Annotated in this window: 11 protein-coding genes; 5 read left to right on the top strand and 6 right to left on the bottom strand. The window is 61.0% G+C overall.

Translation table 11 applies throughout. The annotated features are described in order from the left end of the window. Window positions 1-50: 50 nt before the first annotated feature. The gene (pdxY, locus tag BW33_RS02720) at window positions 51-923 is read left to right on the top strand and encodes a pyridoxal kinase PdxY (RefSeq protein WP_027610337.1); all 873 of its coding nucleotides are present in this window, start codon (window positions 51-53) and stop codon (window positions 921-923) included. A 95-nt stretch (window positions 924-1,018) separates the two neighbouring features. Here the strand turns inward: pdxY and BW33_RS02715 are convergent, their stop codons facing one another. Continuing rightward, window positions 1,019-1,501: an acyl-CoA thioesterase gene (locus tag BW33_RS02715; protein WP_003229693.1), complete on the bottom strand. Its 483-nt coding sequence runs from the start codon at window positions 1,499-1,501 to the stop codon at window positions 1,019-1,021. Window positions 1,502-1,785: 284 nt separating this feature from the next. Between BW33_RS02715 and BW33_RS02710 the strand changes: the two genes are divergently transcribed. Then, on the top strand, window positions 1,786-3,549 hold the full coding sequence (locus tag BW33_RS02710; RefSeq protein WP_047596915.1) for a cation:proton antiporter: 1,764 nt from the start codon (window positions 1,786-1,788) through the stop codon (window positions 3,547-3,549). Window positions 3,550-3,570: 21 nt separating this feature from the next. Here BW33_RS02710 and BW33_RS02705 read toward each other — a convergent pair whose 3' ends face one another. The 4 genes from BW33_RS02705 to uvrD form a co-directional block, all read right to left on the bottom strand. Further along, window positions 3,571-3,978, bottom strand: coding sequence for an SMI1/KNR4 family protein (locus BW33_RS02705; RefSeq protein WP_047596914.1), 408 nt, complete (start codon window positions 3,976-3,978; stop codon window positions 3,571-3,573). A gap of 138 nt (window positions 3,979-4,116) precedes the next feature. After that, entirely contained in the window at window positions 4,117-4,992 is an 876-nt protein-coding gene (locus tag BW33_RS02700) for a Tim44 domain-containing protein (protein ID WP_007962237.1), read from the bottom strand. Between the two features lie 176 nt (window positions 4,993-5,168). Continuing rightward, entirely contained in the window at window positions 5,169-5,609 is a 441-nt protein-coding gene (locus tag BW33_RS02695; RefSeq protein WP_027610340.1) for an EamA family transporter, read from the bottom strand. Between the two features lie 112 nt (window positions 5,610-5,721). Then, the gene (gene uvrD, locus BW33_RS02690; RefSeq protein WP_047596910.1) at window positions 5,722-7,905 is read right to left on the bottom strand and encodes a DNA helicase II; all 2,184 of its coding nucleotides are present in this window, start codon (window positions 7,903-7,905) and stop codon (window positions 5,722-5,724) included. 201 nt (window positions 7,906-8,106) lie between these two features. Here uvrD and BW33_RS02685 point away from each other — a divergent pair, with 201 nt between their 5' ends. The 3 genes from BW33_RS02685 to BW33_RS02675 all read left to right on the top strand — a co-directional run bounded on the left by BW33_RS02685 (window position 8,107) and on the right by BW33_RS02675 (window position 12,397). Next, window positions 8,107-11,037 carry a GGDEF domain-containing phosphodiesterase gene (locus BW33_RS02685; RefSeq protein WP_052032673.1) on the top strand — a complete coding sequence of 977 codons (2,931 nt, stop codon included), beginning with the start codon at window positions 8,107-8,109 and terminating at the stop codon, window positions 11,035-11,037. 127 nt (window positions 11,038-11,164) lie between these two features. Then, entirely contained in the window at window positions 11,165-12,031 is an 867-nt protein-coding gene (gene hexR, locus BW33_RS02680) for a transcriptional regulator HexR (protein ID WP_007962240.1), read from the top strand. A gap of 153 nt (window positions 12,032-12,184) precedes the next feature. Continuing rightward, a complete protein-coding gene (locus BW33_RS02675; protein WP_047596907.1) occupies window positions 12,185-12,397 on the top strand; it encodes a PA3496 family putative envelope integrity protein in 213 nt (70 codons plus the stop codon). On the opposite strand, the gene BW33_RS02670 is transcribed toward BW33_RS02675, so the two are convergent. Beyond that, complete coding sequence (locus BW33_RS02670; protein ID WP_047596906.1) at window positions 12,339-13,301, bottom strand: LysR family transcriptional regulator; 963 nt, start codon at window positions 13,299-13,301, stop codon at window positions 12,339-12,341. The genes BW33_RS02675 and BW33_RS02670 overlap by 59 nt on opposite strands. Window positions 13,302-13,334 lie beyond the last annotated feature (33 nt).

Genomic DNA, 13,334 nt, shown 5'->3' with positions numbered 1-13,334 from the left:
CGTCGCATACTGCGCGGCTTGAATTTCAATCGTTTTACGGAATAACCCGAATGAAACGTACGCCTCATCTGCTCGCCATCCAGTCCCATGTGGTCTTCGGCCACGCCGGCAACAGCGCCGCCGTGTTTCCGATGCAGCGGGTCGGGGTGAATGTCTGGCCGCTCAACACCGTGCAGTTTTCCAATCACACCCAGTACGGGCAGTGGGCCGGTGAAGTGCTGGCGCCGCACCAGATCCCCGAACTGGTCGAAGGCATTGCCGCCATTGGCGAACTGGGCAACTGCGACGCCGTGCTTTCCGGTTATCTGGGCAGCGCGGCGCAGGGCCGGGCGATTCTCAGTGGCGTCGAGCGCATCAAGTCGGTCAATCCGAAGGCGTTGTACCTGTGCGACCCGGTGATGGGCCATCCGGAGAAGGGCTGCAGTGTGCCGGCCGAAGTCAGCGATTTCCTGCTGGAGGAAGCCGCTGCGGTGGCGGACATCATGTGCCCGAACCAACTGGAGCTGGACAGCTTCTCCGGGCGCAAGCCGCAGTCGCTGTTCGACTGCCTGGCGATGGCTCGGGCGTTGCTGGCACGCGGGCCGAAAGCGGTGCTGGTCAAGCATCTGGATTATCCGGGCAAGCCGGCGGACGGTTTCGAGATGCTGTTGGTGACCGCTGATGAAAGCTGGCACCTGCGCCGTCCGCTGCTGGCGTTTCCGCGTCAGCCGGTGGGCGTGGGCGATCTGACCTCCGGTTTGTTCCTGGCGCGGGTGCTGCTCGGCGACAGTCTGGTGGCGGCGTTTGAATTCACCGCAGCGGCGGTGCATGAGGTACTGCTGGAAACCCAGGCGTGTGCCAGTTATGAGCTGCAACTGGTGCGGGCGCAGGACCGGATCGCGCATCCGCGGGTGAAGTTCGAGGCGACCGCGATCAGTCTGTAATCGCGTTATCGTTCAAAAGATCGCAGCCTGCGGCAGCTCCTGCAGGGTGAACATTAATCCCCTGTAGGAGCCGCCGCAGGCTGCGATCTTTTGCTTTAAGCGTCGCCCTTGATCTCCTGGTAGCGCTTCTCCAGTTCCTGGCGAATCTGCCGACGCTGCTGCGCCTGCATATAACGACGCTTGTCTTCGCTGTTCTGCGGTTGCAGCGGCGGCACGGCGGCCGGTTTGCGCTGGTCATCCACCGCAACCATGGTGAAGAAGCAGCTGTTGGTGTGGCGCACCGAGCGTTCGCGGATGTTTTCGGTCACCACTTTGATGCCGACTTCCATCGAGGTGTTGCCGGTGTAGTTGACCGACGCGAGGAAGGTCACCAGCTCGCCGACATGGATCGGCTCGCGGAAAATCACCTGATCCACCGACAGCGTTACCACGTAGCGGCCGGCATAGCGGCTCGCGCAGGCGTAGGCCACTTCGTCGAGGTATTTGAGCAGGGTACCGCCGTGGACATTGCCAGAGAAGTTGGCCATGTCGGGGGTCATCAATACCGTCATCGACAGTTGGGCGTTTCCGGGTTCCATAACGTTCTCACGGATCAAGGCTGGATTGGCTGGACGCACCTCTGCGGGTGCCTGGTGGTTTTTTCAAAAGCACCGTTATCGGGACGCCAGACGACTGGCTGCCGTCACGCTGCGACCGATCTGTTTCCTTATATTGCACCGCCTTCCAGCCGGAAGTCGCGGTGTTAACCTGCAAAAGGCCCTTCCCAAGGGCAATTCCTACACGAAAAGCGGATTTTTACTCAACTCGCTCAGAGACTTTCTGAAGTCTGACGGCGGGTCACGTCATACAAGGAGCCCACACCATGCATGCCATCAGCTTTATTCAGGACCTGGCAGTGATCATGTTGGTCGCAGGTGTGGTTACCGTGCTGTTTCACCGCTTCAAGCAGCCGGTGGTGCTCGGCTACATCGTCGCCGGTTTCATCATCGGCCCGCACACACCGCCGTTCGGCCTGATCCACGACGAAGAAACCATCAAGACCCTCGCCGAGCTGGGGGTGATCTTCCTGATGTTCTGCCTCGGTCTCGAATTCAGTCTGCGCAAGTTGTTCAAGGTCGGTGCCACGGCGTTTATCGCGGCGTTCCTCGAAATCGTCCTGATGATCTGGATCGGCTACGAAATCGGCCGCTGGTTCGACTGGAACACCATGGACTCGCTGTTCCTCGGCGCGATTCTGGCAATCTCCTCGACCACCATCATCGTCAAGGCGCTCAACGATCTGAAGATGAAAAACGAGCGCTTCGCGCAGCTGATCTTCGGCGTACTGATCGTCGAGGACATCCTCGGCATCGGCATCATCGCCTTGCTGTCGAGCATCGCCGTCAGCGGCACGGTCAGCTCGGGCGAAGTGTTTTCCACGGTCGGAAAACTGTCGTTGTTCATGATCGTCGCGCTGGTGGTCGGCATTCTGCTGGTGCCGCGTCTGTTGGCTTATGTCGCCAAATTCGAAAGCAACGAGATGCTGTTGATCACCGTGCTCGGTCTGTGTTTTGGCTTCTGCCTGCTCGTGGTCAAGCTCGAATACAGCATGGTGCTCGGCGCCTTCCTGATCGGCGCGATCATGGCCGAGTCGCGGCAACTGCTGAAGATCGAACGCCTGATCGAGCCGGTTCGCGACTTGTTCAGTGCAATTTTCTTCGTCGCCATCGGCCTGATGCTCGATCCGATGATCCTGCTGCAATACGCGTGGCCGATTGCGGTAATTACCGTAGCGGTGGTGCTCGGCAAGATGTTGTCCTGCGGCCTCGGGGCGTTTATCGCCGGCAATGACGGACGCACCTCACTGCGGGTCGGGATGGGGCTGTCACAGATCGGCGAATTTTCCTTCATCATCGCGGCGCTCGGGATGACGCTGCAGGTCACCAGCAACTTCCTTTATCCCGTCGCAGTGGCGGTGTCGGTGATCACCACGTTGCTGACGCCGTATCTGATCCGTGCGGCTGACCCGCTGTCGATCAAGCTCTCGGCGGCGGTGCCCAAGCGTCTGGGCCGGGTGTTTGGCATGTATGGCGAATGGCTGCGCAGCATTCAGCCGCAAGGCGAGGGCGCGATGCTGGCGGCGATGATCCGACGGATCCTGTTGCAGGTCGGGGTCAATCTGGCGCTGGTGGTCGCGATCTTCTTCAGCGGCGCGTTCTTCGCCGGGCGGCTGTCAGTGTGGATGCAGGACTGGATCGCTGATCCAAGCTGGCAGAAGGCGTTGATCTGGGGCGGGGCGCTGCTGCTGTCGCTGCCGTTCCTGATCGCGGCGTATCGCAAGCTCAAGGCGCTGTCGATGCTGTTGGCGGAGATGGGCGTGAAGCCGGAGATGGCCGGGCGGCACACGCAGCGAGTACGGCGGGTAATCTCCGAAGTGATCCCGATCCTCTCGCTGCTGGTGATTTTTCTGCTGCTGGCAGCCTTGTCGGCCAGTATCCTGCCGACCAACAAGCTGCTGGTGCTGGTCGCCGTGGTGGCGGCCGCCGTAGCGGCGCTGCTCTGGCGCTGGTTCATCCGCGTGCACACGCGGATGCAGGTAGCTCTGCTGGAAACCCTCGACAACCACAAGGAGTCGTCGGGACACTGACCGGCCCGGACGTCTGGAGACTCAGCTTTCCAGCCAGACGTCCCGCGCCCAGTGCCACACCGATTCCCAGGACTCTTCGGTGATCAGCTCTTCTTCGCCGGACCACAGCACCACGGTGCCGTCTTCTTCGACGCAGTAGTAGTTGTCGCCGTCCTGGCAGATCGGGATCAGGTCGCGCGGTACGCCGATGTCCCAGGCGTTGGCCGCGACATCCGGCAGGTAGGTGTGTGATTGCGGGTCGGTGACGGTCACCGGCTCGAGGCTGCCGTAAACCACATCACTGACGGTCAGCAGAAACTCTTTGAAGACGAACGGGATGTTGATGAAGAGTTCTTCTTCGATCTCCACCAATTGGTCTTCGTCGGGCAACTCCAGTGGAACCGGTACGGGTTCGTTGGCTTCGCGCAGTTGTTCGATGATTTCTTCCACGTCCGGGATCCTCTTGCTTGAATGGCGCGGTTTATATGGGCCGGTTTATACAGTAGCTCGCTATAGATGCAACTGCGAAATAGAAAACCCCGGCCGAGGCCGGGGTTTTTTATTACCACATGCGTAACGCGCAGGGGATCAGCCGTTCTGGCGGATACCGGCCACCAGCCAAGGCTGGTTTTCGCCCTGTGGACGTTCCATGTTCCAGCTTTCGCTGAACACTTCGCCCTGGTCGAAACGCGAGGTTTTCGACACGCCGCTGAAGGTCAGGGTGGCGATGGTCTTGTCGGCACGATCATCCACGCCGTCCAGCTGTACCTGCAGGTTGTCGATGTAGGTCGACTGGAAGCCGTCGCCCAGATCCGCACGCTCACGCTTGAGGAAGTCGAGCATTTGCGGGGTCACGAACTCGGCGATCTTGTCCATTTCGTTGGCGTCCCAGTGCTGCTGCAGCGACTGGAAGTGGCTGCGCGCGGCGGCAAGGAAGTTCTGCTCGTTGAACCAGGCCGGTGCGTTGATCACCGGACGAGCGGCAACCGGCGCGGCCGAACCACCGAAGATCGAGCCCATCGCAGCAGGCTTCTGCTCGAACACTTCACGCTGCATCGGCGCGCCGGCCGGAGCCAGGTGCTCCTGCTGCTTGCGTCGACGAGCGGCGATGAAGCGGAAGATCACGAACGCGATCACGGCCATGATCAGGATGTCGAAGATCTGCATGCCCTGGAAGCCGCCGCCCATGAACATGGACGCGAGCAGGCCACCGGCGGCGATACCGGCCAGCGGGCCGAGCCATTTCGAAGCGCCACCGGCCTTGGCCGCGGCACCGGCAGCGCCGGCAGCACCAGCGGTCGCTGCTGCGCCGCCCATGCCTGGGGAAGAAGGAGCCATCTGGCTGGTCTGGTGCGTCGGCGCAGCGCCGGCGCTTTTGCCACCACCAAAGCGCTTGGCGTTGGCGTCGAGGCTCATCGTCAGGCCGATGCACAACGCCATGGCGATGCTAAGAAAACGTTTCATAAAGGGAATTCCCGTTTGTGGAGACACGCGCGCCATGTTGCACAGCTGAAGTGTTACTGGCTAGCGAGAGAGTGTTTCGGGCTTTTGCCTGACAGGTTACGTTCAGCTCCGTCGAAGCAATAAGGCCATGTACTTTTGTCTGTAGGAAAATGGGATAGGTTCAGCGGGAAACTTGCTTATCGACGCAGCGCCAACATCACGACGCCGGCGGTGATCAGGCCGATGCCGCCCCATTGGCGCAGGTCGAGCTTCTCGCCCAGCAGAATCACGCCGAGCACCGCCACCAGTACCACGCTGAGCTTGTCCACTGGCGCAACCAGCGAAGCCGGGCCGACTTTCAGCGCGCGGAAGTAGCACAGCCACGATGCGCCGGTACCCAGACCGGACAACAGCAGGAATAGATAGCTCTTGGCGGAAATTGATCCCAGTGACTGATATTGGCCCGTCGCGTACAAAATCAAGGCCAGGCTGACCAATACCACGATGGTGCGCAACAGGGTGGCGAAGTCGGAGTTGACGTTTTCGATGCCGATCTTGGCGAAGATCGCCGTCAGCGCGGCAAAAGTCGCCGAGAGCAGGGCCCAGAATGTCCAGGAAGAGAAGAAGCCTGAGCCCACTGCACTGTCCTTTCCCGAATGGGTTGTAAATCAAAAGATCGCAGCCTGCGGCAGCTCCTGCATAAGTACGCCACCCCTGTAGGAGCTGCCGAAGGCTGCGATCTTTCCGCTCTTAGATAGCTTCCAGCTTGGCGTACCCCAGCATCAGCCACTTGCTGCCTTCGCTGAAGTTCACCTGCACCCGCGCCTGCGCGCCGGAACCTTCGAAGTTGAGGATCACGCCGTCGCCGAAGATTGAATGGCGCACGGTCTGACCGAGGCTGAAGCCGGTTTCCGGGATCTCGCTGCCGCTGAACAGGTTGCTGCCGCTCATCGACTGGTTGCCGCCGAACGGTCGGCTGACGCTGTTCGACAGGCGTACTTCCTGAATCAGCCCCTTCGGCACTTCACGGACGAAACGCGAGACCTTGTTGTAGGTTTCGCTGCCGTACAGGCGCCGGGTTTCAGCATAGGTCATCACCAGATTCTGCATGGCCCGGGTGATGCCCACATAGGCGAGGCGGCGCTCTTCTTCCAGACGACCCGGTTCTTCCAGGCTCATCTTGTGCGGGAACAGGCCTTCTTCCATGCCCACGAGGAACACGTAAGGGAATTCCAGGCCTTTGGCGCTGTGCAGGGTCATCAGCTGAATGCTGTCTTCGTGCTCGTCGGCTTGAGTGTCGCCGGCTTCCAGCGACGCGTGGCCGAGGAATGCCGCCAGTGGCGTCAACTCTTCGTCTTCTTCGGTGTTTTCGAAGTTGCGCGCGGCGCTGACCAGTTCCTCAAGGTTTTCCACCCGGGCCTGGCCTTTCTCGCCTTTTTCCGCTTCGTGATAGGCGATCAGCCCCGATTGCTCGATGACGGTCTGGGTCATCAAGTGCAGCGGCATCTCCATGCACTTGGCGGCAAGGTTCTCGATCAGCTCGATAAACGCACCCAAGGCGCCCGCGGCGCGACCGGTCAGGCCTTTATTGGCGACCAGTTGGCGCATCGCTTCCCACATCGACACATCGCTGTGACGTGCATGGTCGCGGATCGCTTCGACGGTTTTTTCGCCAATGCCGCGGGCCGGGACGTTGATGACCCGCTCCAGCGCGGCATCGTTGCCACGGCCTTCGAGCAGGCGCAGGTAGGCCATGGCATTCTTGATTTCCGCGCGCTCGAAGAAGCGCTGGCCGCCATAGATGCGGTACGGAATGCGCTCGCGCAGCAAGGCTTCTTCGAGAACGCGCGATTGGGCGTTGGAGCGGTAGAGAATCGCGATATCGCTACGGGCCAGGCCGGTTTTCAGCGCGCTTTCGATGGTCTCGACAACGTAGCGTGCTTCGTCGTGTTCGTTGAACGCGGCGTACAGGTTGATTGCTTCACCGTCGCCACCGTCGGTCCACAGCTCTTTGCCCAGACGCCCGGTATTGTTGGCGATCAAGGCGTTGGCCGCCTTGAGGATGCCGGCGGTGGAGCGGTAGTTCTGCTCGAGACGAATGGTCACCGAATCCGGGAAGTCGGACGAGTACTGATGAATGTTCTCGATTTTCGCCCCGCGCCAGCCGTAGATCGACTGGTCGTCGTCGCCGACCACCATCAGGCTGTCGCCGCCCTTGCCGAGCAGGCGCAACCAGGCGTACTGCACGGCGTTGGTGTCCTGGAACTCGTCGACGAGGATGTGGCGGAAGCGCTTCTGATAGTGCGCCAGCAGACCCGGGTGATCGCGCCACAGGTCGAGGGCGCGCAGCAGCAGTTCGGAGAAGTCGATGACGCCGGCGCGCTGGCAGGCCGCCTCGTAGGCTTCGTAAATGCCGCGCATGGTCGCCAGGTACAAGTCGCCGCTGGCCTGAATGTGTTGCGGGCGCAGACCTTCATCTTTCTGCCCGTTGATGAACCACTGGGCCTGTCGGGCCGGCCAGCGTTGCTCGTCCAGCCCCAGCTCGCGGATCACCCGCTTGACCAGTCGCTGCTGGTCGTCGCTGTCGAGAATCTGGAAAGTCTGGCTCAAGCCAGCTTCCTGCCAGTGCGCCCGCAGCAAGCGGTGCGCCAGGCCGTGGAAGGTGCCGACCCACATGCCGGCCGGGTTGATACCCAGCAATTGCTCGATGCGATGACGCATCTCGGCAGCGGCCTTGTTGGTGAAAGTCACCGACAGAATGGAGTGGGGCGAGGCGTTTTCGACCTGGATCAACCAGGCGATACGGTGCACCAGCACTCGGGTTTTACCGGAGCCGGCACCGGCCAGGACCAACTGACGGCCAACGGGGGCTGCTACGGCCTGGCGTTGGGCATCGTTGAGGGAGTTCAGCAGAAGGGAGAGATCATCGCGCATCGGGGCATTCTAGGGTGCGCCGCAGGCCCCGGCAAACCGAGCTTTGCATTAGCCGATGAAAGCGCCGTCGATGACGACCGGTCGGTCACTGGCTACAGGCTTTGGCCTGCCTCGCTCTGCGGGTTTTGCCGGTGATCGGACGGGGGAAAGTTTCCGGCAAATTATGATCTGGAGCAGTTTGGCAACGGGATCGGCTTGTGTATGCTCCGTCCACGTTTCGGGCCCTTGCTCACTCTTATAAGAACAACAACATTGCACAAGACCCTCAGCTCAGACCTGTCGGGCCCCTCTGTGGAACCCCGGGTCATCCGCAAGCATTACGCCGTCGAAATGGCGGTCGAACGCACGCGCCTGCTGTATCAGGGCTCGCTGCTGCCGACGATGTTCATGTTGCTCAATGGTCTGGTCTGCGCCGCTTTGCTCTGGAGCCCGCAGCGCTATTTCGTGGTCAGCATCTGGCTGGTCTGGTTGTTGTCGCTGGTGGCACTGCGGGTAATACAGGTCGCGGCGTTCGATTCGGCGATCCCGGATCGCCAGGCTCAGCCGATCTGGTTCCGCATGTTCCTGCTCGGCTCGACCATGACCGGTCTGACCCTGGCCGGCGCCGGTATCGCGCTGGTGCCCGCCGACAACTTCATGCAGCAAGCCTGGGTGTTCGGCCTGATCGGCGCCGCGACGTTATCGGCCAGCGTTGCCTACGCTGTCAGCCTGCCGGCGTTTCTGTCCTTTACCTTGCCGTGCCTGCTGCCGGCGATCGGCTACCTGTTCTGGGGCGGTGATGAGCAGGCGCGCGGTTGGGGCTGGCTCGGGCTGATTCTGCTCGGTTCGCTGAGCGTGGTCGCCTGGCAGGTCAATCGGCTGATTGATCGCGGCTTGCTGCGGCGCTTTCAGAATCAGCACCTGATCGAACACCTGCAGCAAGCGCAGAACCGCAGCGAGCAGCTCAATCAGGCGCTGGCCAAGGAGATCGAGCAGCGGCGCTGTGCCGAGGGCAAATTGCGTGAGGCGCAGGTCGAACTGGAAGACCGGGTGGCCCAGCGCAGCCGCGAACTGGACGTGGCCAATCAGGCGTTGAGCAAAAGCGAAGCCCGTCTGGCCCTGGCGTTGAAGGCCAGTGAGCTGGGGCTGTGGGACTGGAACCTGCAAACCGACGAAGTCCATCACACGCAGATTCAGGAGCTGTTCGGCCTCGCGCCCGAGTACGTCACGGCAATCCTGCGCGACCTCAAGCCACGCTTGCACCCCGAGGACGTGCCGTCGCTCAAGCAGGCACTGATCGAGCACCTGAAGGGGCGCACCGAGGACTATCAGATCGAATACCGCGTGCGTCACGGAGACGGTCATTGGGTGTGGATCGAAGACCGTGGCCGTGCCGTTGAGCGCAGTGACAGTGGGCGGGTGATCCGCATGGTCGGTACCCGGCGCGACATCAGCGTGAGTAAAAGCCTCGAAGAACAGCAGCGACTGGCGGCCACGGTGTTCGAAGCGGCCAGCGAAGGCATCGTCATTCTTGATCCGAACTACGCCTTGATCGCGATCAATCAGGCGTTCAGCCGTGTCACCGGTTATGACATCGAAGACATGCTCGGGCGCAACGTCGTCGAACTGCCGTGCAGTCGTGATGCGCGGCGGCACTACGTTTCGATCCGTCACGCGCTGGAGCAGCACGGCAGTTGGCAGGGCGAGTTGGTGGAAACCCGCAAGAACGGCGAGCTGTATCCGCAGTGGCTGCAACTCAACGCGGTGCGCGACAGTCGGGGAAATGTGAGTCATATCGTCGGCTTCTTCGCCGATCTATCGGCGCGGCGAGAATCCGAGGAGCGCATGCGCTTCCTGACCCACTACGATGAGCTGACGGGGCTGGCCAACCGCTCGCTGTTCCGCGAACGCCTGCACGAAGCCCATCAGCGCGTGCGTCAGGGCGGGCGCCGCAGTCTGGCGCTGCTGCACATCAATCTCGATCGCTTCAAGTTGCTCAACGACAGCCTCGGCCACGAGGTGGCGGATCAGCTGTTGCAGAAAATGGCCCGACGCCTGGTCAACGCCTTGCCGGAGGCCGACACCATCGCCCGACTGTCTGGTGATGAATTTGCCGTGCTGTTCGATGCCTACGGCAACCTGTCGAGCCTGGCGCGGGTCGCCACGCGGCTGTCGAGCAAGCTGCGCCTGCCATTGACGGTCGAAGGGCATGAGCTGGTGGTCAGTGCTTCGATGGGCATCAGCATGCTGCCGGACAACGCCCGGGAAATCTCTGCGCTGGTCAGTCAATCGAACATGGCGATGCAACACGCCAAGCATCTGGGCGGCAACAATTTCCAGTTCTACACCGACAGCCTGCAGGCCAGAACGCTCGAGCGCTTGCAGCTGGAAAACCAGCTGCGCAAAGCCATCGAAGACAAACAGCTCAAGGTGTTCTACCAGCCGAAGCTATGCCTGCAAACCGGGCGCCTGAATGCGGCGGAAGCGCTGGTGCGCTGGGATCATCCAGGCATGGGCCGGGTGCCGCCGGGGGATTTTATTGGTCTGGCCGAGGAAACCGGACTGATCGGCCCGATCGGCGAATTCGTACTGCGCCAGGCCTGCTGGCAAGCGTGCGAATGGCAGCGCCAGGGGCTGGCGCCGATTCGGGTTTCGGTGAACCTGTCGGTGCATCAACTGCGTCAGGGCAAACTGGTCAGTCTGGTGCGCCAGGTGCTGGAGGAAACCGGGCTGGCGCCGCACTACCTCGAACTGGAACTCACCGAGAGTCAACTGCTGGACAGCGTCGAACACATCATCGCGACCTTCCAGCAATTACGCGATCTGGGGGTGAAGCTGGCGATCGATGACTTCGGCACTGGCTATTCGTCACTGAGTTACCTCAAACGGATTCCAGTGGATTACGTGAAGATCGATCAGGCGTTCATTCGCGGATTGGGGCAGGGCAGTGAGGATGCGGCGATCACTCGGGCGATTATCGCCATGGCTCACGGGCTGTCATTGAAAGTCGTAGCTGAGGGAGTCGAGCGGCAAGAGCAGCTGGAATTTTTACGTGCCGAGCGCTGCGACGAAGTGCAGGGGTATCTGATCAGTCGCCCAGTGGAGGCCGACCGTCTGGCCGGGCTTCTGCGCGAACAGGGGAATCCGCTTTAAAGGCTACATGCACTCCATCGCGCCTGATACGGGGACATGGAGTTATGCATTGAGCAGGCAAAAAGCCAATTCATGTAGTATAACTACAAGCGTGCTACATCCTTGCCCATAAGAAGAGTCCAGCCCCTTGAATCTGCTGCAACACATCGCCCAGTCACGTCACCTGTTACGCAAGTCGGAGCTCAAGGTCGCCGACCACGTGCTGCTTGACCCTGCGGCCGTGATGCACAGTTCCATGGCCGACCTGGCCCACAGCGTCGGTATCAGCGAGCCGACCATTGTGCGTTTCTGCCGGGCCATCGGCTGCTCCGGTTTTCAGGATCTCAAGCTCAAACTGGCGCAAAGCCTGGCCGCCGGTGCCAGCTTCGGCCAGTTCGCGATCCACGAAGACGACTCGGTTGCCGACTACAGCCTGAAAATTTTCGACACCACGTTGCACACCCTGATGGAGGTTCGCGAGAAGCTCGATCCGGTGGAATTGCAGCGCGCGGTGACGCTGATGTCCCAGGCGCAGCGCGTCGAGTTCTATGGCTTTGGTGCGTCAGGCGCGGTGGCGGCGGATGCGCAGCACAAGTTCTTTCGTTTGCTGCTGACGGCGGCGGCGTATTCCGACCCGCACATGCAGGCGATGTCGGCGGTGACGTTGAAGCCGACCGATGTGGCGATCTGCATTTCCCAGTCCGGGCGCTCCAAGGATCTGCTGATCACCGCCAACCTCGTTCGCGAGAGCGGCGCGTCGTTGATCACTCTGTGCCCGAGCCAGACACCGCTGGCCGAGCTGTCGACCGTCAACCTGGCGATTGATGTGCACGAAGACACCGAAATCTATACGCCGCTGACCTCGCGAATCGCGCATCTGGTGGTAATCGACGTGCTGGCGATGGGCGTGGCCATGGCGCGTGGGCCGAGCCTGGTCAATCATCTGAAGAGCGTGAAGCGCAGCCTGCGCAGCTTGCGCTTGTCGCCCAAGGCCGTGAAAGCGCTGGATGATTAAGATCTGAAGATCGCAGCCTTCGGCAGCTCCTACACCGATCTCTGTAGGAGCTGCCGAAGGCTGCGATCTTTTGCTTTTCGGCGGTGGCCTTCATCAAACCGTCATCCCGCCTGCCTATCGTGAAACTCCCGTACTCGCCTTGGGAGACTCGAAATGGCTCAGCCCTACGAAGAACGCAACAGCGCCGCGAAAACCCGTCGTCAACAGGAAGACCAGCGCCGCATGGAGTTCCGTCGCGCGATCGAAGATCGCTTCGAACTCCGTCAGCTTCAAAGCGAAATCAGCGATTTTCCCGAGGACATCGAACTCAACTACTGGCAGGCCGCACCGACAGCTTCCCGTCGAAGCGCTCAACCAGCGCGCTGATCTGCACCCGCTCGCTGCGGATAAACGCCAGGAAGGCGTGCGCTACCGGTGACAGCCGTTTGGCCTTGGCTTGCACCAGGCACCAGCTGCGAAACAGCGGCAACTCTTCGACCGGCAGCTCCACCAGGCCGCCGGTCGCCAGCTCCAGGTTCAGGGCGTGGCGCGTCAACAACGCCAGGCCCAGACCCGCCACCACGCATTCACGCTGGGCTTCGGCCGAGGCCACTTCCTGCGTCTGGGTGAAGTGCACGCGTTTCTCCTTGAAATACTCTTCACAGGCCAGTCGCGTGCCCGAGCCGGGTTCACGGATCAGCAATGTGTAAGGCTCAAGGTCCTGCAAACGCAGCGGTCCCATGTGCGCCAAAGGATGATCCGGACGCGCCACGGCGACAATCGGGTTGTTGAGAAATGGCAGGAATTCCAGGCCCATGTCCTGCGGTACCATCGACATGATCACCAGATCATCGCGGTTGTCCGAAAGCCTGCGAATCACTTGGCCGCGGTTGACCACGGTCAATTGCAGGTTCACTTCCGGGTGCTGGCGCTTGAACGCGGCGAACAGGTGCGGCACGAAGTATTTGGCGCTGGACTCCACTGCCAGTTTCAACTGGCCCTGCAGCGAGCCCTGCATGTCCGACAGCTGCATGTCGAGGTTTTCCAGGCGGCCAAAGATGTCCCGGCTGGCGCGCTGCAGGGCTTCTGCAGCCTCGGTCATGTAAAGTTTTTTGCCGACGTAATCGAATAATGGCTGGCCGATCAGCTCTTCAAGCTGACGAATCTGTAGGCTGACGGCCGGTTGTGTGAGAGACATTTCATCGGCTGCGCGGCTGTAGGAACGTAAATCACACACTTCGTTGAAAATCTGCAACTGGCGTAATGTCATACGCATCAAGGACTTACGCATCTTTTATAGGCTCTGACGGCGGGCTGATGGTTC

The sequence above is a fragment of the Pseudomonas sp. RIT288 genome (genome assembly GCF_000631985.1).
Classification (GTDB): Bacteria; Pseudomonadota; Gammaproteobacteria; order Pseudomonadales; family Pseudomonadaceae; genus Aquipseudomonas.
This window is presented reverse-complemented; position numbering and strand designations above follow the sequence as displayed.